At 48.2% G+C, this 25,017-nt stretch carries 23 protein-coding genes; 17 read left to right on the top strand and 6 right to left on the bottom strand.

The features are described 5' to 3' along the window. Positions 1-20: 20 nt before the first annotated feature. The 6 genes from cysD to B5D58_RS02800 all read left to right on the top strand — a co-directional run bounded on the left by cysD (position 21) and on the right by B5D58_RS02800 (position 8,887). Complete coding sequence (gene cysD, locus B5D58_RS02825; RefSeq protein ID WP_011111467.1) at positions 21-929, top strand: sulfate adenylyltransferase subunit CysD; 909 nt, start codon at positions 21-23, stop codon at positions 927-929. A gap of 55 nt (positions 930-984) precedes the next feature. After that, positions 985-2,256 carry a sulfate adenylyltransferase subunit CysN gene (gene cysN, locus B5D58_RS02820; RefSeq protein WP_011111468.1) on the top strand — a complete coding sequence of 424 codons (1,272 nt, stop codon included), beginning with the start codon at positions 985-987 and terminating at the stop codon, positions 2,254-2,256. A gap of 87 nt (positions 2,257-2,343) precedes the next feature. Further along, entirely contained in the window at positions 2,344-5,895 is a 3,552-nt protein-coding gene (locus B5D58_RS02815) for an FAD-dependent oxidoreductase (protein WP_011111469.1), read from the top strand. 120 nt (positions 5,896-6,015) lie between these two features. Continuing rightward, the gene (locus tag B5D58_RS02810) at positions 6,016-7,143 is read left to right on the top strand and encodes a Re/Si-specific NAD(P)(+) transhydrogenase subunit alpha (protein WP_011111470.1); all 1,128 of its coding nucleotides are present in this window, start codon (positions 6,016-6,018) and stop codon (positions 7,141-7,143) included. Between the two features lie 55 nt (positions 7,144-7,198). Further along, the gene (locus tag B5D58_RS02805; protein ID WP_011111471.1) at positions 7,199-7,507 is read left to right on the top strand and encodes an NAD(P) transhydrogenase subunit alpha part 2; all 309 of its coding nucleotides are present in this window, start codon (positions 7,199-7,201) and stop codon (positions 7,505-7,507) included. Further along, positions 7,508-8,887 carry an NAD(P)(+) transhydrogenase (Re/Si-specific) subunit beta gene (locus B5D58_RS02800; protein ID WP_011111472.1) on the top strand — a complete coding sequence of 460 codons (1,380 nt, stop codon included), beginning with the start codon at positions 7,508-7,510 and terminating at the stop codon, positions 8,885-8,887. 29 nt (positions 8,888-8,916) lie between these two features. On the opposite strand, the gene B5D58_RS02795 is transcribed toward B5D58_RS02800, so the two are convergent. The 3 genes from B5D58_RS02795 to B5D58_RS02785 form a co-directional block, all read right to left on the bottom strand. Next, a complete protein-coding gene (locus tag B5D58_RS02795; RefSeq protein ID WP_234988974.1) occupies positions 8,917-9,486 on the bottom strand; it encodes a tetratricopeptide repeat protein in 570 nt (189 codons plus the stop codon). A gap of 407 nt (positions 9,487-9,893) precedes the next feature. Then, positions 9,894-10,358, bottom strand: a complete 465-nt coding sequence (bfr, locus tag B5D58_RS02790) for a bacterioferritin (RefSeq protein WP_011111474.1) — start codon at positions 10,356-10,358, stop codon at positions 9,894-9,896. Between the two features lie 52 nt (positions 10,359-10,410). Beyond that, the gene (locus tag B5D58_RS02785; RefSeq protein WP_074671136.1) at positions 10,411-10,611 is read right to left on the bottom strand and encodes a (2Fe-2S)-binding protein; all 201 of its coding nucleotides are present in this window, start codon (positions 10,609-10,611) and stop codon (positions 10,411-10,413) included. A 334-nt stretch (positions 10,612-10,945) separates the two neighbouring features. On the opposite strand from B5D58_RS02785, the gene B5D58_RS02780 reads away from it, so the two are divergent. Both B5D58_RS02780 and B5D58_RS02775 read left to right on the top strand, forming a co-directional pair. Then, the gene (locus B5D58_RS02780; protein ID WP_234988973.1) at positions 10,946-11,893 is read left to right on the top strand and encodes a hypothetical protein; all 948 of its coding nucleotides are present in this window, start codon (positions 10,946-10,948) and stop codon (positions 11,891-11,893) included. A 59-nt stretch (positions 11,894-11,952) separates the two neighbouring features. Further along, positions 11,953-13,482, top strand: a complete 1,530-nt coding sequence (locus B5D58_RS02775) for a sensor domain-containing phosphodiesterase (RefSeq protein ID WP_041356570.1) — start codon at positions 11,953-11,955, stop codon at positions 13,480-13,482. 6 nt (positions 13,483-13,488) lie between these two features. On the opposite strand, the gene B5D58_RS02770 is transcribed toward B5D58_RS02775, so the two are convergent. From B5D58_RS02770 to purE, 3 genes are read right to left on the bottom strand one after another with little or no spacing between them, the layout of a single operon-like run. Then, positions 13,489-14,376, bottom strand: coding sequence for a phosphoribosylaminoimidazolesuccinocarboxamide synthase (locus tag B5D58_RS02770; RefSeq protein WP_011111477.1), 888 nt, complete (start codon positions 14,374-14,376; stop codon positions 13,489-13,491). 29 nt (positions 14,377-14,405) lie between these two features. Beyond that, the gene (locus B5D58_RS02765; RefSeq protein WP_011111478.1) at positions 14,406-15,536 is read right to left on the bottom strand and encodes a 5-(carboxyamino)imidazole ribonucleotide synthase; all 1,131 of its coding nucleotides are present in this window, start codon (positions 15,534-15,536) and stop codon (positions 14,406-14,408) included. After that, entirely contained in the window at positions 15,527-15,997 is a 471-nt protein-coding gene (gene purE / locus B5D58_RS02760) for a 5-(carboxyamino)imidazole ribonucleotide mutase (protein WP_041357095.1), read from the bottom strand. The genes B5D58_RS02765 and purE overlap by 10 nt, the downstream gene beginning before the upstream one ends. Before the next feature lie 221 nt (positions 15,998-16,218). Between purE and B5D58_RS02755 the strand changes: the two genes are divergently transcribed. The 9 genes from B5D58_RS02755 to purD all read left to right on the top strand — a co-directional run bounded on the left by B5D58_RS02755 (position 16,219) and on the right by purD (position 24,892). Next, a complete protein-coding gene (locus B5D58_RS02755; protein ID WP_011111480.1) occupies positions 16,219-16,650 on the top strand; it encodes an ExbD/TolR family protein in 432 nt (143 codons plus the stop codon). A 76-nt stretch (positions 16,651-16,726) separates the two neighbouring features. Further along, entirely contained in the window at positions 16,727-17,365 is a 639-nt protein-coding gene (locus B5D58_RS02750) for a superoxide dismutase (protein ID WP_011111481.1), read from the top strand. A 9-nt stretch (positions 17,366-17,374) separates the two neighbouring features. Then, positions 17,375-18,025: an ATP phosphoribosyltransferase gene (gene hisG / locus B5D58_RS02745; protein WP_011111482.1), complete on the top strand. Its 651-nt coding sequence runs from the start codon at positions 17,375-17,377 to the stop codon at positions 18,023-18,025. A gap of 20 nt (positions 18,026-18,045) precedes the next feature. Beyond that, positions 18,046-19,344, top strand: coding sequence for a histidinol dehydrogenase (hisD, locus tag B5D58_RS02740; RefSeq protein ID WP_011111483.1), 1,299 nt, complete (start codon positions 18,046-18,048; stop codon positions 19,342-19,344). Between the two features lie 62 nt (positions 19,345-19,406). Beyond that, positions 19,407-20,594: an FAD-dependent monooxygenase gene (locus B5D58_RS02735; RefSeq protein ID WP_041357096.1), complete on the top strand. Its 1,188-nt coding sequence runs from the start codon at positions 19,407-19,409 to the stop codon at positions 20,592-20,594. Between the two features lie 156 nt (positions 20,595-20,750). Continuing rightward, positions 20,751-21,764, top strand: coding sequence for a tRNA dihydrouridine synthase DusB (gene dusB, locus B5D58_RS02730; RefSeq protein ID WP_011111485.1), 1,014 nt, complete (start codon positions 20,751-20,753; stop codon positions 21,762-21,764). After that, the gene (locus B5D58_RS02725) at positions 21,761-22,003 is read left to right on the top strand and encodes a helix-turn-helix domain-containing protein (RefSeq protein ID WP_011111486.1); all 243 of its coding nucleotides are present in this window, start codon (positions 21,761-21,763) and stop codon (positions 22,001-22,003) included. The genes dusB and B5D58_RS02725 overlap by 4 nt, the downstream gene beginning before the upstream one ends. A gap of 8 nt (positions 22,004-22,011) precedes the next feature. Next, positions 22,012-23,574: a bifunctional phosphoribosylaminoimidazolecarboxamide formyltransferase/IMP cyclohydrolase gene (gene purH / locus B5D58_RS02720; RefSeq protein WP_011111487.1), complete on the top strand. Its 1,563-nt coding sequence runs from the start codon at positions 22,012-22,014 to the stop codon at positions 23,572-23,574. A gap of 1 nt (position 23,575) precedes the next feature. Next, a complete protein-coding gene (gene purD, locus B5D58_RS02715; RefSeq protein ID WP_011111488.1) occupies positions 23,576-24,892 on the top strand; it encodes a phosphoribosylamine--glycine ligase in 1,317 nt (438 codons plus the stop codon). The last annotated feature ends 125 nt before the right edge of the window (positions 24,893-25,017 follow it).

The following is a 25,017-nucleotide window of genomic DNA, read 5'->3' as shown; positions in this document are numbered from 1 at the left end:
GTATTTTAAACACGAACAAGATGAACCAAAGGTCATATTTTACTCATCTGGATGCACTGGAAAGTGAAGCGATCCATATCATGCGGGAAGTTGCAGCAGAATGTACCAATCCCGTACTGCTTTTTTCCGGAGGGAAGGACTCAGTCGTTTTACTGAGGCTGGCCGAGAAAGCTTTTCGTCCCAGCCGGTTTCCTTTTCCGTTGATGCATATCGATACCGGCCATAATTTTCCGGAGGTAATCGAATTCCGGGATTACCGGGCAAAAGAACTGGGAGAACGCCTGATTGTGCGCAGTATGGAAGATTCCATTCAGCGCGGTCGTGTGGTTTTACGATCTGGAAATCAGAGTCGTAATCCTTTTCAGTCGATTACACTGCTGGATGCAATCGAGGAATTCGGATTTGATGCCTGTATTGGCGGTGCTCGCAGAGATGAAGAAAAAGCACGGGCTAAGGAGCGTATTTTCTCATTCCGTGATGAATTCGGTCAGTGGGATCCAAAGAATCAGCGTCCGGAATTATGGAGTCTCTACAATACCCGGACACACCCGGGGGAGAACATCCGGGTTTTCCCGATCAGTAACTGGACGGAGCTGGATATATGGGAATATATCGGGCGGGAGCAGCTTGAAATTCCATCAATTTATTTTGCACACGAAAGAGAAGTGATTGTGCGGGACAACGGTCTGTTACCGATATCGTATCTGGTCCAACCCAAAGCAGGTGAGCATGTACAAAACATGATGGTACGGTTTCGTACTGTCGGTGATATGAGTTGTACCTGTCCGGTTGCTTCTCATGCCAAAAATGTTGAAGAGATCATTGCAGAAACAGCACTGACGCGAATTACTGAACGGGGTGCAACACGCATGGATGATCAGACTTCAGAAGCATCAATGGAATTGCGGAAGCGGGAAGGCTATTTTTAGTGTAACGCTGAAGCAACCTCAGTATTATTTTTTATCTTCATAGGTTTTCTGAGACATGTCTGTCGTTGAAAATGTTGGCCTCGAGCATGCCGAGTTACTTCGATTTATTACTGCTGGAAGTGTGGATGATGGTAAAAGTACCCTGATCGGGCGCTTGTTACATGATTCCAAGTCTATCTTCGAGGATCAGCTGAATGCCATTGCGAAGACCTCCAATAAGCGGGGAATGGAAAAAGTAGATCTTTCACTGCTTACTGACGGTTTGCAGGCAGAGCGGGAGCAGGGAATCACCATCGATGTAGCCTATCGTTACTTCACTACCCCAAAACGCAAATTCATCATTGCTGATACACCCGGCCACGAGCAGTATACCCGTAATATGGTAACGGGCGCTTCTACCGCCAATCTTGCAATTATCCTGATAGATGCGCGCAAAGGTGTTCTGACACAATCCCGGAGACATGCCTATCTTGCCAGTCTGGTAGGTATCCCTCATCTGGTGGTGGCGATCAATAAGATGGATCTGGTTGGTTATTCTGAGGATGTCTTCAATCAGATTCGCACTGAATTCTCCGCGTTCTTGCAAGGGTTGGGTTCGCGTTCCGTTGAATATATTCCGATGTCTGCACTGGTGGGGGATATGGTCGTGGAACGCGGTGACAACCTGGGCTGGTATTCAGGTCAACCCTTGTTGGACTATCTGGAAACCATTGATATAAAACAGGATGTCAATACGCACGATTTTCGTTTCCCGGTACAGTGGGTTTCCCGTCCACAAACGGAAGCCATGCATGATTTTCGTGGTTATATGGGAAGAATTGAATCCGGCTCCGTGCACGTGGGAGATACCGTAACGGTACTGCCGTCTGGTTTGACTTCGCGTGTCAAAGAAATCCTTTTTTATAATGGCACTCTGGAAACGGCATTTGCTCCGCAGTCGGTTACATTGACGATTGAGGATCATCTGGATATTTCGCGGGGGGACATGCTGGTCAATGGTGGAGAGCCACCGCGAGTTACCAGAGAATTCGATGCCATGCTTTGCTGGTTATCAGAGCAATCATTTGACCCTGGCCGCAAATATATCGTTAAACATACCACGCATATGATCAAAGGTCTGATTGCTCGTATCGATTATCGGGTCGATATCAATACGATGAATCATGAGGTGGTTGATGCGTTGACAATGAACGATATCGCCCGGATTGGGATAAAAGTACAGCAACCACTTGTCATTGATGCCTATACCCAAAACCGCGGAACCGGCTGTTTTATCCTGATAGATGAGGTCAGTAATAATACTGTTGCCGCTGGAATGATTTGCTGAATCATTGATTGCTCTGATTGGCACAAGGCTTCACTTCAATCTGTTTCCCTATTCGTATCTGAAAAATATCCCTTAACTGATAAAAATATGATTGATTCTCGATCAGTATTTACCACATCTTCAACAGTTGCCGTTACGGCACTCGCTCTAGAATTTGGTATCTCTTTTCCTGAATTGTACGAACGAGCCGGCTTGATCAAACTCGATCAGATATTCCTGAATTTCCTCAAGGAAGGTGATTCCACGTTACACGATCATCTGATTCAGGCTCGTCAGAATCCAGAACTGCTGGTTCGGAAGGATGAATCTGCTTTATTGATCGAAGTTGCACCCTGGCTGGAAGATTTCATTGCAACGCTATTTGGTATTAAAGCTGAGGTCAGTGCACTGACTGCACGTCATCATGAACTCGCGCCCCTTTATTTTTGTAAGCGTCAGTTTGTACAGCGGCGCGCCAAAACTAAAGTAAGTGATGAAGTATTGCAAACGTTGAACGGATCAATACTTGAACAGAAGTTGGTTGAAGAGTTCGGCCAACCTTTTTCAGAGCTGGTTTTTGCGTCACATGTTGCGCGCTGGATGGAAGATGAAGTCAATCATGCAGCTCAGCTCGAGCTTGCGTTGCACTATGCTGCCTGGGCACTGCGCACATCTGAAGGGCAGGCGCATACTCGCCAGGGCATTTTGTTCAAATCTCCGCGCAAACTGGATTTTCAGCATCTGTTATCCCTGACGAGTGACGATCGTAACGGGTATACGGTCCATAGTCTCGACCATGTCCGCTATCGGGAAGGTTTTTCACTGACAGACCAGGGGACCGATCTGACAGGTGCTTTGGATGAAGCTAATTACTGTATTTGGTGCCATGAACAGGGCAAAGACTCCTGCTCGAAAGGGTTCCCGCAGAAATCAAAAGAAGTTCCCGAAGTAAAAGCTTTCAAGAAAAATGACCTGGGTGTGCTACTTGCTGGTTGCCCATTGGAAGAGCGGATATCGGAGTTTCACAAGCTCAAGACACAGGGTGTGGCAATTGGCAGCCTGGCCATGATCGTGCTGGATAATCCAATGTGCGCAGGAACCGGGCATCGTATCTGTAACGATTGTATGAAATCGTGTATTTATCAGAAACAGGATCCAGTCAATATTCCGCAAGCGGAAACACGAACATTGAAAGATGTGCTCGAATTGCCCTGGGGATTTGAGATTTACAGTCTTTTGACACGCTGGAATCCTCTCGATTTACTCAGGCCCTATCCTAAAGCGGCAACAGGTAAAAAAGTATTGGTAGTAGGAATGGGGCCAGCGGGCTACACATTGTCACATCACCTGATGAATGACGGGCATACTGTCGTTGGCGTGGATGGATTGAAAATAGAGCCTTTATCAGCCAGCCTGTCCGGAATAAACATAAAGGGTGAACGTAGTGCCTTTACCCCGATTTTTGATGTCGAGCAGTTAAGTGAGGATCTGGATGAGCGGTTACCAGCAGGGTTTGGGGGGGTAGCTGAATATGGTATTACAGTACGCTGGAACAAGAATTTTCTTAAACTGATCCGTTTATTGCTGGAACGGCGTTCGGAATTTGCACTGTTCGGTGGCACCCGTTTTGGTGGCACGCTGACTGTCGAGGATGCATGGAATCTTGGATTTGATCATATTGCGTTGGCGGCAGGCGCGGGACGCCCGACTATTCTGGAAATTCCTAACGGACTGGCACGGGGTGTACGTGCAGCTTCTGATTTCCTGATGGCACTTCAGCTGACGGGTGCTGCTCAGAGTGATTCTATCGCCAATATGCAGCTACGGTTGCCGGTAGTAGTAATTGGTGGCGGATTGACGGCAATCGATGCCGCAACAGAAGCACTGGCTTATTATCCGGTTCAGGTGGAAAAATTCCTGCGGCGTTATGAAATACTGGCTGCGGTACAGGGTGAGGCCGCGATACGAGCGAATTGGGACAGTGAAGAACGTGAGATTGCCGAAGAATTCATGACTCATGCTCGAGCTATTCGCAATGAAAAAGCACAGGCTGCGCGGGAAGGACGCGAACCCCGTGTTGCAGCATTGCTGCAATCATGGGGAGGCGCCATGATTGCCTATCGGAAACGTTTGATTGACAGTCCTTCCTATACCCTCAATCACGAAGAAGTAGAGAAAGCATTGGAGGAGGGGATATATTTTGCAGAAGGTCTGACACCACTGAGAATCGATATTGATCAGTGGGAGCATGTTCAAGCTATCCGTTTTGCTGTTCAGGCAATCAATGAAGAGGGCAGTTGGTATAAAGTTAACGAGGTGACTCAACCTGCCCGGACGATCCTGGTCGCCGCAGGCACTCAGCCTAATACCGTTCTGGCGCGTGAAGATGCACATAACTTCAAACTGAATGGACGTTATTTTGCTTCCTGTGATGAACAGGGTCAGCCTCTTGACGCAATCCGGGGCAATCCCAAACCGGAAACGCCCGCAGTATTGCTGAGTCACTCCGATGATGGACGTTTCATCAGTTTCTTCGGTGATTTGCATCCATCTTATTCCGGCAATGTGGTCAAAGCAATGGCTAGTGCCAAACAGGGATATCCGACAGTCAGTCGTGTACTTGCCCAGGCCGGACCTGTATCAGTGCAATCTGCCTCTCAGTTTTTCACTGAAATTGGCGGGCAGTTGCGTGCTACTGTGCATAAGGTAGAAAGGCTGACGTCAAATATCATCGAGGTTGTTGTCCATGCACCCTTGGCGGCTCGTCATTTCCACCCGGGGCAGTTTTACCGTTTCCAAAATTATGCTTCACTTGCAGGAATATCCGAACAGACACGCTTGGCGATGGAAGGTATCGCCCTCACTGGCGCTTCAGTGGATGTTTCTAACGGATTGGTATCGTTGATAGCACTGGAAATGGGGGGGTCGGCAAATTTATGTGCATTACTTCAACCAGGCGAACCGGTCGTACTGATGGGACCTACTGGTACTCCAACAGAAATTGAATCTCACGAAACTGTTGTACTGGTGGGAGGCGGTCTGGGCAACGCGGTACTATTCTCGATTGGTGCTGCTGCGCGCGCTGCCGGTTGTAAAGTTTTGTATTTTGCCGGCTACAAGAAACTGGCTGACCGTTATAAAGTCGCGGAAATAGAAGCGGCTGCGGATACCATCGTCTGGTGCAGTGATGAAGCGCCTGGCTTTCAACCTTCACGTTTGGGTGATCTGAGTTACGTCGGAAATATCGTACAGGCAATGGTTGCTTATGCCAGCGGTGAACTCGGTAGTGCACCGATCTCGATGCAGGCTGCTGACCGCATCATTGCAATCGGTTCCGATCGTATGATGGCAGCCGTAGCTGCCGCACGGCACCAGCAGCTTGCGCCTTACCTTAAGGTGGAGCATTTTGCGGTGGGTTCGATCAATTCTCCGATGCAGTGCATGATGAAAGAAATCTGTGCGCAATGTCTGCAACCGCAAAAGGATCCTGTCACAGGAGATATTTCCTATGTTTTTTCCTGCTTCAATCAGGATCAGCCGTTGGATCTGGTCGATTTCAGTGGATTGGCTTCGCGCTTGCGTCAGAACAGTGTTCAGGAGAAACTGACGAGCCGCTGGATCGGCCATTGTCTGCAACAAGGCAGTAGCCATGTTTCCTGACAAAACAGAAAATGCCGTCGGGATTCAATCGGCTTTAAATTGATTTATAATTTGGCACCAATTGGATCCATGTCACAACTTTTAATTAATGAATCATCAAAATAACAAGGGAGAATATCCATGCACATAGGCATACCTGCCGAAACGCGTGCAGGAGAAACGCGCGTGGCGGCCACGCCAGAAACCGTCAAAAAGCTGACTGCCAAGGGGCTGCATACTGTTCTGGTACAGGCGGGCGCCGGTGCTGGTGCCAGTATTCCTGATTCAGCTTATCAGGAGGCCGGTGCTACTATCATCTCTACTGCTTCACAGTTGTATGAACAATCCCAGATCGTACTGAAGGTACGGGGGCCTGAAGCAGATGAGCTGGTACTAATGAAAAAGGATGCAGTACTGGTAGGTCTGCTTACCCCGCATCATACGGAAGAAATCGAATCTGTAGCCAGACATGGATTGACCGCATTCGCGATGGAAAAACTGCCACGAATATCGCGGGCACAAAGTATGGACGTACTGTCTTCCCAGGCAAATATTGGCGGATACAAAGCCGTCATCCTGGCAGCCGATATATATCAGAAATTTTTCCCTATGCTAATGACGGCAGCCGGTACAGTCAAAGCTGCACGTGTACTGGTTCTGGGGGCAGGTGTGGCCGGACTTCAAGCTATTGCAACCGCCAAACGTCTGGGAGCTGTAATCGAGGCATTTGACGTAAGGCCTGCAGTGAAGGAACAGGTTGAGAGTCTGGGTGCAAAATTTGTGGAAGTTCCTCTGACAGATGAGGAAAAAGCCAAAGCTGAAACTGCCGGCGGATATGCAACCGAAATGTCAGAAGATTATAAACGCCGGCAAGGTGAGCTGATTCAGGAACGTGCTGCTGCTGCAGATATCATCATCACGACTGCTCTGATTCCGGGGCGTCCGGCCCCCGTTCTGATTACTGAAGAAACGGTCAAAGCAATGAAACCGGGATCAGTAATCGTTGATATGGCGGTTGAAGCAGGTGGAAACTGTCCGTTATCGGAATTGGGTAAGACTGTAGTCAAGTATGGCGTGCATCTGGTAGGTGTCGCTAACCTTCCCGGGTTGGTGGCCGCTGATGCCAGTGCACTATATGCACGCAACTTGCTGAATTTCCTGAATCTGATACTTGATGCACAAACCGGTGAGCTTAACGTAAACCGTGAAGATGAAATTATCGATGGCAGTCTGGTCTGTATGGCTGGAGAAGTAATTAGCAAATCATAAGCAGGCAGGCAACATTGTTCGCACAAAAGTTTATGAATCTCTATAAGGAAAGCACATGATTGGAGAAATTGATCCAACGATCATAAATCTGACGGTATTCGTCCTGGCTGTTTTTGTTGGCTACCATGTAGTGTGGAATGTAACTCCCGCTCTTCATACTCCCCTGATGTCAGTAACCAATGCTATTTCCAGTATTATCCTGGTTGGTGCGATGCTGGCAGCAGGATCAACTGAGGCTGATTGGGGAGCATGGTTAGGGGCTGCGGCCGTAATTCTGGCATCCATCAACGTGTTTGGTGGGTTTCTCGTTACCCAGCGTATGCTGGAAATGTTTAAGAAAAAAGACAAAAAAGGACAAGCCTAAATGTCTGCTAACTTCATTGCATTAGCCTACCTGATAGCGGCTGTATTTTTCATACTCTCACTTAAAGGATTGAGTTCGCCTCTTACTGCACGCCGCGGTAATCTTCTTGGCATGCTGGGGATGGGCATTGCCGTATTCACAACGCTGACCATTACCGAAAACTGGCCACTGATTCTCGGTTGTATCGCTGTAGGTGCGATTATTGGTTCGATTGTGGCGCAACGGATCCAGATGACTGCAATGCCTGAACTTATCGCGTTCATGCACTCACTGGTGGGTCTTGCTGCTGTATTTATTGCAATTGCAGCCGTCAATAATCCAACCTCATTCGGTCTGTCGGAAATACTGCCAACTGGCAGCAAACTCGAGCTCTTTCTGGGAACTTTCATTGGTGCCATGACATGGTCCGGTTCCGTCATTGCATTCCTGAAACTGTCTGGTCGGATGAGTGGTGCACCGATTATTTTTAGCGGTCAGCACATGGTTAACCTGTTGCTGGCCATTATTATGATTGGTTTCGGTTTATGGTTCTTTTTTAGTGAGACGACGAACTGGACAGCATTTTCTGCAATGACGGCCATTGCTTTTCTGCTCGGTTTTCTCATCATCATCCCGATTGGTGGCGCGGATATGCCAGTCGTAATCTCCATGCTGAACTCCTATTCGGGATGGGCTGCTGCAGGAATTGGCTTCTCACTCGGGAATCCGATGCTGATTATAGCAGGATCGCTGGTTGGCAGTTCCGGCGCAATTCTTTCCTATATCATGTGTAAAGCCATGAATCGACCGTTTCTTTCTGTCATTCTGGGAGGCTTCGGCAGTGATGGAGGAAGTCAGAGCACCGATGACGGAATACAGAAATCCTATCGCAGCGGTAGTGCAGATGATGCAGCATTTCTGATGGGGAATGCGGATAGCGTTATCATCATTCCGGGATATGGATTGGCCGTGGCACGTGCACAGCATGCGGTCAAGGAGTTGGCTCAGGCTCTGCACAAGAAAGGTATCAATGTTCGTTTTGCAATTCATCCGGTTGCGGGCCGTATGCCTGGACATATGAACGTCCTGCTTGCAGAAGCGGAGATTCCCTACGAAATGGTGCAGGAAATGGATGAAATCAATAGCGATTTTCCGAATACCGACGTTGTACTGGTATTGGGTGCGAATGATGTAGTTAACCCGGCGGCAAACGTACCGGGAAGCCCGATTTATGGAATGCCGATTCTGGAAGCTCACAAAGCGCGTACCGTAATGGTTGTCAAACGCAGTATGGCTGTCGGTTATGCAGGGCTGGACAACGACCTCTTCTATATGGACAAAACCATGATGGTATTCGGTGATGCCAAGAAGGTTGTTGAAAATATGGTTAAAGCACTTTAGAAGCAGCTTCTTATATCAAGCCCGGGTAATTATTTTCCAAGTTTATTTCTGGAATCCAGCCATTCCCGGGCTGCTTTCTGTGCTGATGAAAGTTGCGTACGGCTCAATGAGCGCATAGCTTTATCACGCGCCGCAATAGCCTGTTCTATTCCTGCTGCTGCAGCTAAATTGAACCACATATAACTCTTTTCATTATCCATTTCCACGCCTTGGCCAACTTGATAAAGCAGGCCAAGTTCATATTGAGCCAGAGGGTGATTTTGTTCGGCAGCCAGAATGAACCATTTGGAAGCTTCGGAAAAATCCTGAAGAGTTCCCTTGCCAGCCAGATATAGTATGCCTAACTGATATTGGGCGTCTGCGTTGCCTTTCCTGGCTTTTTCAAGAAAAAGGTTGATTGTATAAAACCGGTTGTCACTTGGATCAGGCAAAGAGCTTGTATCTTCACTTTTGATTGATTGTAGGTCGATCTTTTCTCCACGCTCAATTGCTTCTGCTAATGTAAGGTTGGTTGATGAAACATGGGGGGAAGATTGGGAGTCCAGCCAGGATAATCCTGTTAAAGCAGTTTGTGGCTGTGAAGACAGGCTTCTCTCCATGGGGTCATTGAGGGAAAATCCTACCCAAATGAAAGTACCCAGTAGAAATATACCCCCCACACCTGCCGCTGCTGCCAGACACGCATCATTATTCCTGCCCCAGAAACGCGCTTTGCAATCGCGACAGCGATAAGGAGAAAGTAATAAATTAGCAGGTGTGCGCTCGCCGGGCCTGAAACGGGACTTGTGAATCCGACTGCTGCCACACTGAATACAATGAGAGGTCATGGTATTTAAGCCGGATCAACTGATTTAAATCCTAACCCGACAGGCTTCAAGAGATACCTGTATTTTACAATACGTTCAGCTTTCCGGGTGACAACAGAAGCATACAGAATACTAGAATTCTAAGCCGCTATCGACAACTAACGGTAATAATATTATTTTGGTTCTGTGCGTTCGAAGGATTAAATCTGGCTCTGTAGCCAGTTCTGAGTTCCGATATTCTTGACCATATCCAGTTGTGTTTCCAGCCAGTCAATATGTTCTTCCGTATCTTCAAGAATTTCTTTAAAAATTTCACGTGACACAAAATCCTGGGCTGTTTCACAAAAGGCTATTGCACTGATAAGAGTTTCTCTGGAGGTGCGTTCCAGTTCTAAGTCACATGATACACATTCCTGCACATTTTCACCGATCAGCAATTTGCCGAGTTCCTGCAGATTTGGTAATCCTTCAAGAAAAAGAATACGCTCGATCAACTGATCCGCATGCTTCATTTCCTCAATGGATTCATGATATTCATGTTCACCCAGTTTGTTGAATCCCCAGTTTTTATACATGCGAGCGTGAAGAAAATATTGGTTGATAGCAGTCAACTCATGTTGCAGCTGGCGATTCAGCCAGCGAATAATATCCGCATTACCTTTCATGATTTCTTCTCTCCTTTAAGAAATATTTGCAGGTGGTAAATCAGGTGAGATTTCAGGAAGATCCAGTAGTGGTCTGTTGAGAAGATTCCTGATTCAATACCTTATCCAGAGCTATTTTGGCATGACAAGCACAAGTACCACACTGGCTAGTAATGCCCAAATTGTTCCTCAAGTCACGCATTCTTGTAGCACCTTGTTTTACAGCCTGGTGAATGTCGCGCTCAGTCACACCCTTACACACGCAAATATACATGAAAGATATTTTTTGTCGAATAGTTTTCAGGAATGCGTTTTATACTGAACATTCAATATAAAGCATACTATCTGTTTAATTTAATAATGAGAACGATTCTTAAAATTATATCTATCTCTGACAAATTTGCAACTCATAGTTTCTCGTAAATTTGTAAAAGGCAGTAATCATGTGACCAGACTGCAAAACTTATTTCCTGATCACCAGAATTGACTCTGGAATTTTTTTTTACCTTTTTTGCCAACTTTAAATGAATCTGCATTTATTTGTTCCTGATATATTTTGGCCAGATGGTTCGCAAACAGATATTTATCAACACCTGAAGTTACCTGCATTGGAAACCATTCTGGCGAAAAGTAACCGTTTTGAAGTCGGAGGAGAGGTACTGGAATCCTGGTTGTGTAAAATTTTTAATGTGAACAAACAACAGGACTGGCCCATAGCTTCGATATTACTGCAGCGTGAAAAAAATAGAATTGAAGTAGGAGAAAGTTATTGGTTACGTGCCGATCCGGTTCATCTCAGAGTCGAGAACAACCATATACTTCTTGGGGATAATCAGATTCTGAATATTTCCTTAAAGGAAGCGACTTCTTTTGCCGATAGTATCAATGAGTTTTTCTCAGATGAAGGGGTAACCCTGCTGCCGCTTCATTCTGATCGCTGGTATGTGAAATGTGATGAGACTCCCGAGTTGCAGACATTCCTTCTGAGTCAGGTGGTTGGTAAAAATATAAATGATCTTCTGTCACGGGGAAAAGAGGGTGCAATCTGGAACAGCAGGATCAATGAAATCCAGATGTTTCTTCATGAGCACCCGTTGAACCGGAACAGAGAAATACAAGGTGAGCTGCCGGTCAACAGTATCTGGATATGGGGAGGAGGTGTCAGACCTTCAGAAGTGCGCACATCCTATACCGGTATTTGGGGCAATCATGTACTGGTTCATGCACTGGCAGAAATGGGGAAGGTTATGTGTCATGATCTGCCAGAGAACGCAGATGAGGTATTGAATCATTCCGGGAATTCGGGTGAGCAATTAATCGTCCTGGATAATTTACAGAAATACGCTTGTTACAGAGATGCATACAACTGGCGCAATGAATTGATGAAAATGGAACGAGATTGGTTTGATCCATTATTCCAGGCGTTGAAAAAGAGGCAGATCCAGCAGCTGAAGCTCACTATTATCAATGAAAGTTCAACTAAAGATTTTGTACTAACGCCTGGCAGTCTCTGGAAATTTTGGGCTGCGGTACGTCCGCTGGGAACCTACAGTTAGTTTATTTTCAGGTTATTTTCCAGGAATGAGGTTTTTAACAGATCCCCCTTCGTGTGATTATGTATACCACTCCAAGAATCAATGTATTCAAACCTTTTTTATCGGCGACTGTGGCAATGGTTGTCATAGGTTTGCTGATTGCTCTGGATAATTCCCTGATTTTTATTGAATCACATATCGTTGCCGGGTTATGGGTAACCCTGCTGATGTCGATACTGTTCATGATTACGCAAATTGCTCATGCCGAGAAAACTTTTTCAAAACAATTTGCTCAATTGGCTGCACAAAAGGAACGGCTTAGCAGTGAAATCAAACACAGGATCTGGGCTGAGAAAACTTCTTCAGAAAATAAAGCTAAACTGCAAATTGTGGATGAGAATTTTCCGGTGATGCTAGCCTACTTCAATACGGAACGGCAGTGTCGTTACCATAACCGCGCTTTTCGGCAGTGGTTTGGATTACGGCCTGAACAGATAGAAAATCGGCTTTTTAACGAATTTCTCGATAAATCGTTGTTTTCTGATATCAGTAGTGCTGTCGAACGTGTATTGTCTGGAGAAACCATACAGAATCAGCATGTCCTGAAACTTGCAAATCAATCGATATGTTTTATTACAAGTCATTTGACACCTCATTTCGACTCTGCTGGAAAGGTAATCGGCTTCTATATTCTTTACACACCCCGGCTGATGAAAAAAGGAGAGGAGCTGCTGCAAAATGTGAAAGATCGATCCACAGCTGAACATAAACAAGCACAAGAAAGTAAAACTACACGAGACAGTAATGAAAATACTGCTAAGCAGCCGACACGAGTGTCCATAGATTCTTCCAGACGGATCATTCAGGCTATTGAGCAGAATGAATTCCATCTGTACTGTCAAAAGATAATTCCTGCAGGATCGAACCAGGAATCTTCAAGTTATTATGAAGTACTCATTCGTATGGCGGAGGAGGAATCCAATCTGATTCCACCGGGAGCATTCCTTCCGTTTGTTGAAAAATATAACCTGATGCCACGTCTGGATAGCTGGGTGGTCGAACAGGTGATCCATTATCTCGCCGATCAAAGGGCTGATCCCCGAATTTCATTTTGTATAAATCTGGCTCGCAGTACACTCATCGATCCAGTATTTTATGATCGTGTCTGGAAATTGTTGAATGCAGCCGGAATAGAACCCCAGAGAATATGTTTTGAAATCGAAACAGCAGATGTGGCAGCCAATTTGTTGAGTGCAGTGCAATTTGTAAAAAAAGTACAACAATCCGGCTGCCTGGTTTCACTATGCAGTTTTAATCATGATCGTGGCTCATTTGATTTACTCAAACACATCCAGGCTGATTTTCTGAAGATTGACGGCAGCCTGATATGCAATATCCTGCGTGATGCAGAAGATCTGAAAAAAGTTGAAAATATCGGCAAATTCGCCCGTGCTCTGAAAATCAGGACGATAGGCGAACTGGTTGAAACACGGAACATTCTGGAGAAGCTGGCAAAAATCGGGATTGATTATGCCCAGGGATTCATAGTCGGGCGACCACTCCCGATTGAGAAGATCGAGTACCGAGCCGATAGCATGGATGATCTGTAACAGAAGCTATTGTGTCAGCACCCGGCAGGCTGCCTGATATTTTTCAATGGTTTGCACAAGAACCTCTTCAGGAATAGGGGGAGCAGGTGGAGTCTTGTTCCAGTTGATCTGTTCCAGCCAGTCACGAATAAACTGTTTGTCGTAACTGGGTGGTGTTTTACCAGGCCGGTAACTTTCAGCGGGCCAGAAGCGTGAAGAATCAGGAGTCAGCGCTTCATCGATCAGATAAAGCTGGTTGGCTTCATCCAGGCCGAACTCAAACTTGGTATCGGCAATAATGATGCTTCGTGTCAGTGCATAATCGGCTGCAGCCGTGTAAAGTGCAATGGAATGCCTGCTGACGGCCGCAGCGAGCGATACTCCCAGAAGTTGTTCACAAACGGAATACGAGATGTTCTCGTCATGTGATCCTGCTTCCGCTTTGGTTGAGGGTGTAAAAATTGCACCATCGGGAATTTTATCGGCCTCCCGTAACCCTGCTGGCAGGGCAATACCGCAAATAGTGCCGCTGCGCTGATAATCCTTCCAGCCGGAACCTGAAATATAACCGCGTACAATAGCCTCGACAGGCAGAGGTTTCAATTTTCTGACGATAAAAGCGCGATCCGAAACCTGATCCTGTTCCCGAGACGAAACAACAGACTCAGGAGTTATGTCAGTGAGGTGATTGGGGATGATGTGAGCTAATTTATCGAACCAGAAACGGGAAATTTTTGTCAGTATTTTTCCTTTTTCCGGAATCGGGGTTGGCAATATCACATCAAACGCTGAAACACGATCTGTTTGTATGATCAACAGATGGTTTTCATCCACCGCATATATATCGCGTACCTTGCCGCGATGCAGTAAAGGAAGGCTGGTGATACTGGTCTCAAACAATGCTGCGGTTGCCATGATGGTATCTGCTTTTGAAATATACCAGATCAGAATTGAAGATCCTGCCTGATCCGTGCAGTCTGCTGCAATGCTTCTTCAACCGTATCTGCCAGCACAGTGAAGTGCCCCATTTTTCTGCCAGGTTTTGCTGCACGTTTACCATACAGGTGCAGTTTGGTCTGCGGATGTTGTAGTATGCTGTTCCAGTCAGGCTCACCATTTTTCCACAAATCCCCGAGTATATTGGTCATGACAGCGGCCTCCTGTACCAGTTTGGTGCTGCCGTGAGGCAGTCCGCACAACATGCGAACCTGCTGCTCGAATTGGGAAGTCACACAGGCATTAAGTGAATAATGCCCGCTATTATGCGGACGAGGTGCAATCTCATTGACCAGGATCTGGCCATCGCCCAGGACAAAAAATTCCACACACAGAATGCCGACATAATTCAGTCGTGTGGCTACTTGTCGGGCAACCGCGCGTGCTTTTCCAACGATCTCATCTGACAACGTAGCCGGTATGATGCTCGTGTCCAGGATACCCCGCTCATGGTGATTCTCGGGAACAGGAAAGAAGGTAATCTGATCCAGATTATCGCGAGCCAGAACGACGGAGATTTCATGAGCGAGGGATAATCGTTTTTCCAGCACGCAGGGTTTGTTGCCAAGTGCTGTAAGTGCTTCGGACAGAATATCTGCATGTTCGATCCGCATTTGCCCTTTACCATCGTAACCGGACTGACTGCTCTTGAGTATCCCGGGGAACAGGGATACATCGATCCGGGGCAGATCCTGTCCGTCATGGACAACGGTGAATGGTCCGACTGGAAAACCATTTTCAGCAAGAAACTGCTTCTCGCGAATACGATTTTGTGCGATCGAAACACTTTCGGCATCAGGGCTGACTACACAGCGTCGTGCCAGGTAGCGTAACGCCTGGGCCGGCACATTCTCAAACTCGATAGTGACTGCTGCACAGGTCGATCCTAATTCATCCAGTGCCTGATCGTTCAGGTAGTCCGCCTGCAAATGACGTTCAGCGATACTTCCCGCAGGGCTTTCTGCAGCCGGATCAAGCACGGTTACCCGGTAACCCATTTGCTGTGCTGCCATGGCAAACATTCTTCCCAGTTGTCCGCCACCCAGCAGACCCAGCATGGAGCCCGGTTTTATGTACATGATTCGGGGAGCGTCATCGCAGCGACAGAGGCAGCCTGATCCTTGCGAAATTGATCGAGTTTTTCGGCCAGTGAGATATCTCCCCCGGCCAGAATGGCAGCAGCAAACAGTGCGGCGTTGGCTGCACCTGCTTCTCCGATGGCAAAAGTGGCAACTGGCACACCCTTGGGCATCTGTACGATGGATAACAGTGAATCCACACCCTGTAAATGTTTTGATGTAACCGGAACCCCCAGAACGGGGAGTGTGGTTTTGGCAGCAATCATGCCGGGGAGATGGGCAGCACCTCCCGCACCGGCGATGATACACCTGATTCCACGGTCATGAGCTGTTTCGGCATATTCAAACATCCTGTCAGGCGTGCGATGTGCCGAGATAATCATGGTTTCATGCGGAATACAGAAGTTTTTCAAAACGCTTGCAGCATGTCGCATTACCTGCCAGTCACTGCTGCTGCCCATTACGATGCTGACTACCGGATGATCCACATAAAACCTTTTGCGACTTTTATGAATAACGGAAACAATTCAAAATATGCTTGGGCATGGTGAAAGTGGTAATAATAAACTAGAATAACCTGGCCGGCCCGCAAGTTTTGAGAGGGTATCGCCTGATCCGTTATTGTGATCCCGCAGGGTAGACGGCAACCCGCTGTTTTTTATCGATCAATATCAAAAATCAAATGAATTTTCAGCGAGGACAGAAGAAAGAAGAGCCTGAGATCAATCTCGTGCCAATGATTGATGTACTGCTGGTCATCCTTATTTTTCTGGTAATCACTACCACTTACTCAAAGTTTTCAGAGCTGGAAATAACATTGCCACAAGCTGCTACGGTTGAAACAGATCATGCAGAGGATACTTCAAAGGTAATTGATGTATCGGTCAGCGCAACGGGTGACTACACGATTAATCTTGTCCCGATAAAATTTGCCAGTATCGAGAATTTGCGTGAAGCATTGCAATCAGCAGCCAAAAACCAGGAAAACCCGATCATTATCATCAGTGCTGATGCAAAGGCCACTCATCAGTCGGTAATCACAGTCATGGAAGCAGCGAGATTGGCCGGATACAATCAGGTGACCTTCACGACAGAAATGACGGACAATAACTAAAACATTCTCTTTACTCATACCATCCGACTTTATGTTTTCACTATTCAAATTCGTTTTCAGGAATAAAGGAGAGAAAATGAGCACTAATCTGGATAATTTTTCAAGAGCTGCACAATCAGGTGATACCTATGTGCTGGCGCCGTTGCCTTATGCCGATAATGCGCTGGAACCTGTTATTTCCGCACATACACTGAGCTTCCACTATGGCAAGCATCATAAGGCTTATGTGGATAATCTGAATAAACTCGTTGCAGGAACACCATTTTCCGGACAATCACTGGAACAGATCATCACGGCTACAGCCGGGCAGGCTGATAAGGCAGGAATTTTCAACAATGCAGCACAAATCTGGAATCACATGTTCTACTGGTACAGTCTCAGCCCTAAAGGAGGAGGAGAGCCGCCTGCAGCATTGAAACAGAAGATCGAGGAATCTTTCGGCAGTGTAGAGGCTTTCAAACAGGAATTTGCCAATGCCGCCATCACACAATTCGGTAGTGGCTGGGCCTGGCTTGCTCAGGAAGGATCCAAGCTGGCCATCATCAAGACCAGTAATGCCGATTCACCCCTGACACGCGGTATTCGCCCACTGCTGACGATCGACGTATGGGAACACGCCTACTACCTGGATTTCCAGAATCGTCGCCCGGATTATGTCAACACGGTTATCGATAAACTGATCAACTGGGAATTTGCTGCAGCAAATCTCGGATGACGATTATTGATGCCGGATATTACCATTGCCCTTTCCAAAGGGCGTATCTTTGAAGATACCATCCCGTTTCTGAAGGCAGCCGGAATCGTTCCCAGTGATGATCCGGATACCTCACGAAAACTGATCATCGGAACCAATCGGCCGGATGTCAGGCTTGTCATGGTGCGTGCCACGGATGTGCCGACCTATGTGCAATATGGTGCGGCGGATTTGGGTGTGGCTGGAAAAGACGTGCTGCTGGAACATGACGGGATCGGATTATATCAGCCGCTTGATCTGAAGATCGCTCGCTGCCGCATGATGGTTGCAGTACGCGACGATTATGATTATGCCTCGGCTGTCTTTCGTGGTGCACGCTTGCGTGTCGCTACCAAATATGTGAAAACCGCACGTAACCATTTTGCTGCAAAGGGAATGCATGTCGATCTGATCAAATTATATGGTTCGATGGAGCTTGCACCGTTGGTTGATCTGGCAGATGCAATTGTGGACCTGGTCTCGACCGGTAGTACGCTCAAAGCCAATCATTTACAGGCAATCGAAGAAATCATGCCGATTTCAGCTCGTCTGATTGTCAATCAGGCAGCATTAAAGCTGAAAAATACCGCAATACAACCCTTGTTAGAGACTTTCAGTGCAGCAGTGCCAAAGAACCTGTAACCCAGTATCCGGAAACCATCATGATCAAAATAAGGCGATTGTCATCCGTTGATGACCATTTCCAGGCAGAACTCGACCAATTGTTGAGTTTTGAAGTTTCTGTCGATAGCGAGATCGAACGCACCGTCACTCAAATCCTGCATCAGATCAGAACACATGGGGACAGAGCGTTACTCGAGCTTACACGCCAGTTTGATAATCCGGATATTGACCGGATCGAAGAAATCGAACTGCCCCGGGATGAGTGGCAATCTGCTTTGATGTCGTTGGATAAGGTACAACGTGAGGCGTTGGAGCAAGCTGCTTCCCGTATACGAGCCTATCATGAAAAACAGTTGGCCCAATCATGGGATTACGTTGAGCTGGATGGCACGCGACTGGGGCAGAAAATCACCGCACTGGACCGGGTCGGGCTCTATGTACCTGGAGGTAAGGCTGCCTATCCTTCATCTGTACTGATGAATGCAATTCCTGCCCGGGTAGCGGGTGTCAGGGAATTGATCATGGTAACGCCAACGCCAAAAGGAGAAAAAAATCCACTGGTGCTGGCCGCTGCCGCAATCTGTGAAGTAGATCGTGTTTTTACCATTGGAGGTGCACAGGCAGTCGCCGCGCTGGCTTATGGCACAACCACCGTCCCAAAGGTGGATAAAATCGTCGGACCTGGTAATGCTTATGTGGCCGCAGCAAAACGACATGTCTTTGGTACAGTCGGAATTGATATGCTGGCAGGGCCATCCGAAATTCTGGTGATCTGTGATGGAAAAACCAATCCTGACTGGATTGCAATGGATCTGTTCTCACAAGCGGAGCACGATGAACAGGCACAATCGATCCTGCTTTGCCCGGATAAAGCATTCCTGGATCGGGTAGCAGACAGTATTTCCCGCCTGATCGATACATTGCCACGCCGAGATGTAATTCGTTCTTCGCTGGAGAACCGCGGTGCTTTGATTCATGTGCGTGATCTGGAAGAAGCCTGCATGATTGCCAACCGGATCGCCCCCGAACATCTGGAGCTGTCCGTTGATGAGCCGGAGCAATGGGTGGATAGCATCCGGCATGCCGGCGCAATTTTTCTTGGACGATATACTTGTGAAGCACTGGGAGACTATTGTGCAGGGCCCAATCATGTCCTTCCCACCTCCGGTACGGCACGCTTTTCCTCACCACTGGGAGTTTACGATTTTCAGAAACGTACCAGCCTGATTCAGGTCTCAGCAGCCGGAGCATCCAGGTTGGGTGAAACGGCATCCATTCTGGCAAAGGGAGAAGGTCTGGATGCCCATGCCAGATCAGCTGAATCCCGTTATCAGTAAATCATGGATGTGAATGCTGACACACCGCCCATGTGCCTGTCATCAACTCGATATAAATGATCATGCCTGAGCAACCGTTCGATATCATCATCGTTGGGGGTGGACCAGTCGGGATGGCATTGGCACTGACATTGCGCGAATATGAATTTTCAGTATTGCTGCTCGAAGCGCGTGAATTACCGGAAAAAGTGGACGATCCCCGTCCGCTGGCGCTTTCGTATGGCAGCCGGTTGATCCTGCAACGACTCGATATCTGGAAAAATCTGACACAACCTGCGCCAATTACCACGATTCATATTTCCAATCGCGGCCATTTCGGTCATGCTGTCCTCACACCGGATGATGCAGGTGTCCCGGCACTGGGATATGTGGTTAACTACCATGATCTCTACCATTCCATGGGTCGGGCGATACGAGGCAGCAATGCGGTTTACCAGACCAATGCCCTGGTAACTGCCATTCGAACCGATCTTTCACTGGCTCAGGTAGCCTATCAGCAAGGCAGTACAACGAGGCAGGTACGAGCCAGATTATTGGTGCTGGCAGATGGTGGCAAGCTTGCCGAACAGATTGATGGAGTTCGTTACCATACTTATGACTATCAGCAAACCGCCATCGTAGCTAACGTCAAGGTTGAATCACCCCGGCCGGGAACGGCATTTGAACGTTTTACCCTGAACGGACCTCTGGCTTTGCTGCCTTCTGGTGAGGGATATGCACTGGTATGGACAATGCCAGCTGCAGCAGCAGAAAAAATTCTGAAGCTCGATGACAGATCGTTTTTGCTGCATCTGCATGAGCAATTCGGGGATCGTATGGGTGAATTTACTCATGTTGGCCCGCGATCGAGCTTTCCGCTGATACTCAAACATGCATCGACCATTACCGGCCATCGAGCAGTACTGATAGGGAATGCCGCACAGGCACTTCATCCAGTTGCCGGTCAGGGTTTCAATCTAGGATTGCGCGATGCGTGGGAACTGGCCAGTGAAATCAGCCGTATCCCATCAGGTACGCCTGGTGAACCGGGGTCGACCAGAATGCTGGCTGCCTACAGCAGACGACGCCAGAGTGATAAACGCATCAGCCGGCTGTTTACCGATTCTCTGGTAAAGCTGTTTACAGCGGATCTGCCGCTGGTGCAGACGTGTAGCGGCATGGGACTGGCTGCGCTGGACAATCTGCCGCCAGCCAGGCGCCTGATCGCACATCAGATGATATTTGGCACTAAAGGCTGGTTTATTGGATAATCGGATATTTCCCGGATAGCCTGCAGCAGGTTTGTCCAGATCCGGAAATCAGGCCGGTTTTTCTAATTATTTCCATTGAACTTCGAATGATTACCGGAACGGGTCGACAGTTACCGGATTTTCCTTCTGATATTTTGAACGAATTCTTCCTGCTTCATGCAAATTGGCTCCTATACGCTCAAGAATAAATTGATCGTTGCTCCCATGGCAGGGGTCACCGATCGGCCCTTTCGGCAACTGTGCAAACGGATGGGCGCTGCGATGGCGGTTTCCGAAATGGTTTCCAGTAACTCGCTGTTATATGGATCGGAAAAAACCCGGCGCCGTGCCTGTCACGACGGAGAGGTAAAACCGGTTTCAGTGCAGATTGCAGGCGCAGATCCGGTTATGATGGCACAAGCCGCGCGTCATAATGCGGATCAGGGTGCCGAAATCATCGATATCAACATGGGTTGTCCCGCCAAAAAAATCTGCAATGTCATGGCGGGATCTGCTTTGCTGAAAGACGAAAATCTGGTCAGCAGGATACTTGATGCCGTAGTGCAGGCCGTGGATATTCCGGTAACTCTGAAGATCAGAACCGGTTGGGATACACAGCACAAAAATGCAATTACCGTTGCGCGTATTGCGGAAAGTGCAGGCATACAGGCGCTGGCCATACATGGCCGTACGCGCGCCTGTGCTTACCGGGGGCAGGCAGAATATGACACGATCGCTGCAGTCAAGACTTCGATCAGAATTCCCATCATTGCCAATGGCGACATCACTACACCGGAAAAAGCCTGGGCGGTACTCGAATATACCGGTGCCGATGCTGTCATGATCGGTCGTGCCGCCCAGGGAAAACCTTGGATTTTCCGCGAAACTGATCATTATCTGACGACAGGCAGCTTTCTGCCTCCCCCTGAGGTAGCTGAAATTCAGCGTGTCCTGATCGATCACCTGTACGAGTTGTATCATTTTTACGGTGAATACTCGGGTGTGCGAATAGCGCGTAAGCATATTTCCTGGTACACACGCGGGCTTGCCGGTTCTGCTGCTTTCCGTCATGCCATGAACCGATTGGCGACAGTTGAAGAACAGCTGGCAGCTACACAGCAGTTTTTTGCAGAGCTGGCCGATCAGGGCCGCACGCTTACTTATATCGACGAAGAGGTCATCGAAGCATGACGGTTATCAACGAAAACGAGATTGCACTTTGTATCCGCAGAGCAGTAGAAGCCTATTTCCAGGATCTGGATGGTGAAAAACCATGCCCTATCTATGAAATGGTCATACGCAGTGTGGAAAAACCGCTCATAGAGATCGCCATGCATTATGCTCAGGGCAATCAAAGCAAAGCTGCTGAATTATTGGGCATCAATCGCAATACCTTGCGCAACCGATTAACCAAACATCAGATCCGGTAAATTTCCAAATGAGCATAAAACAGGCGCTGATCAGCGTTTCCGACAAAACAGGCATAGTTGAGCTGGCAGCAGCTCTGCACCAATTCAATATCACCATTCTCTCGACCGGTGGAACCGCAAGATTACTGCAGGAATCAGGTATTCCCGTCATAGAAGTAAGCGACTATACCGGTTTCCCCGAAATGCTAGATGGACGGGTCAAGACGCTGCACCCTAAGGTACATGCAGGCATTCTCGCCAGGATGGATTTGCCTGAGCATCGACAAGTGATGGAACAAGCACAGATTCCAGCGATCGATCTGGTGGTGGTCAATCTGTATCCGTTTACTCAAACCATTACCCGACCGGATTGTTCGTTTGAAGAAGCAATCGAAAACATCGATATCGGCGGGCCTACCATGATCCGGGCCGCTGCCAAGAATTTCCAGCGTGTCGCTGTCGTGACCGACCCACAGGATTACGGGCCACTGCTGGAACAAATACGCGCTAACGACGGATCAATCGATCATGACTATCGTTTCCAGCTGGCACAAAAAGCTTTTTCCCATACGGCGCGCTATGATGGCGCCATCAGTAATTATCTGACTGCACTGGAGCCATTGAGCTCACAGCGCAAACGTTTTCCGGATCAGCTCAATCTGAGTTTTACGCTGGCCCAGCCGTTGCGCTACGGTGAGAACCCTCACCAGCAGGCAGCGTTCTATCGTGATACGACAAATGTTCCGGGCAGTCTTGCGGACTATGACCAGCTTCAGGGTAAGGAGCTCTCCTATAACAATATTGCTGATACCGATGCCGCATGGGCATGTGTCAGAACTTTTGATAAACCGGCCTGCGTAATCATTAAACACGCCAATCCGTGTGGTGTGGCTATTGCCGATACCGCGCTGGCTGCTTATAAAAAGGCATTTACCACTGATCCGGTATCGGCCTTTGGCGGCATTATCGCGATCAACCGGGCTGTCGAGGCTGATCTGGCCAAAGCAGTATTGCAACAGTTTGTGGAAGTCATCATTGCACCGGAATTCAGCCCGGAAGCCAGACATTTGCTGGCAGACAAGCCCAATATCCGGGTATTGACCGTACCGCTGGATAAACACAACAATGTCTATGATCTGAAACGGGTGGATGGTGGACTGCTGGTTCAAACACCGGATGATCTCGATATCACGGTAGATCAGTTGCAGGTCGTCACACGGATAAAACCCACTCGTGAACAAATAGAAGATTGTCTGTTTGCCTGGAGAGTGGCGAAATTCGTCAAATCAAACACCATCGTATTTTGTGCCAACGGCCAGACGCTCGGTATCGGGGCCGGGCAGATGAGCCGGGTGGACAGTGCACGTATTGCTTCGATCAAAGCACAGCAGGCCAACCTTGATTTGCATGGATCAGTTGTTGCATCGGATGCATTTTTCCCATTTCGGGATGGTCTGGATGTACTTGCCCAGGCGGGTGCCGGGGTTGTGATTCAGCCCGGCGGCAGTATTCGTGATGAGGAAGTCATCGCGGCAGCTGATGAGCAAGGGGTGGCTATGGTCTTTACCGGTGTCAGACATTTCAGGCATTAGCATGAGATTACTCGTTATCGGCAGTGGTGGCAGGGAACATGCCATTGCATGGAAACTGTCCCAATCTCCCCTGATTGAAAAGATCTTCGTTGCGCCTGGTAATGCCGGAACGGTGTTGGAAGCCAAGCTGGAAAATGTTCCAATGACTTCCATTCCTGATCTGGTGACGTTTGCCCGGCAGGAGAAGATCGATCTGACCGTAGTTGGCCCGGAGGTGCCATTGACGGAGGGCATCGTCGATACTTTTCAGGCTTCAGGCTTGAGAATATTCGGACCCACCCGGAAGGGTGCACGACTGGAAGGTTCCAAAAGTTTCGCCAAGGCATTCATGCTCAGTCATGGCATTCCAACCGCTGCCTGTGAAACGTTTGATGATGCAGCGGCCGCACATCGCTATATCGACCAGCATTCCCTGCCGGTCGTCATCAAGGCTGATGGACTGGCGGCCGGTAAGGGCGTGGTCGTGGCGCAAACTCTGTCCGAGGCGCATGCGGCAGTGGATGCCATGCTGGTGGACAACCGGTTGGGTACGGCCGGTGCGCATATTCTGATCGAAGATTACCTGGAAGGCGAGGAGGCCAGTTTCATCGTCCTGTCGGATGGAAAGAATGTTCTGCCTCTGGCCACCAGCCAGGATCACAAACGCCTGCGGGATAACGATGAAGGACCCAATACGGGGGGGATGGGCGCCTATTCTCCGGCACCGGTCATTACGCCCGAATTGCATGACAGAATCATGCAGAAGGTCATCATGCCCGTAATCCAGGGCATGACACAACAATCTCAACCTTATGTCGGATTTCTGTATGCCGGGCTGATGATTTCCCCGCAAGGCGAAGTCAGGGTACTGGAATTCAATTGTCGCCTCGGAGACCCGGAAACGCAGACTATCATGCTGCGATTGAAATCTGATCTGTTTATCCTGCTGGAGCACGCTGTCGATGGCACACTGGATCAGACAAATATTGAATGGGATCAGCGGGTGGCGTTATGTGTAGTCATGGCAGCCCAAGGATATCCTGACAATCCAAGGAAAAATGACATCATTCATGGGCTGGATTCAGTGATGGCTGCTCAGCATCATTCTGATGAATTTCACATTTTTCATGCCGGTACTGCGCTGAATAGTACAGATTCGACAGAAATACTGACATTCGGCGGGCGCGTACTGGGTGTGACCGCTTTGGGTGGGGACATCCGGCAAGCACAATCACGAGCTTATGCGATTGCAGCAGACATCCATTTCGATGGCTGTCAGATGCGCCGGGATATCGGCAGCAGAGGATTGGCACAAGGAAGTGGCGGGAAGCCTGGCTGATTCCAACCCTCGATTGTCCTTGCGAGGTAGTACACCGAAGCAATCCAGTTATTCCACAGCGAAAATTTCCAGTTCTGGCAGTTTATTCATAATCTTCAGCGTTTCCAGACTCACTTTCTGACTAC

It is taken from the genome of Nitrosomonas europaea (assembly GCF_900167395.1).
GTDB classification, from domain to species: Bacteria; Pseudomonadota; Gammaproteobacteria; order Burkholderiales; family Nitrosomonadaceae; genus Nitrosomonas; species Nitrosomonas europaea.
This window is presented reverse-complemented; position numbering and strand designations above follow the sequence as displayed.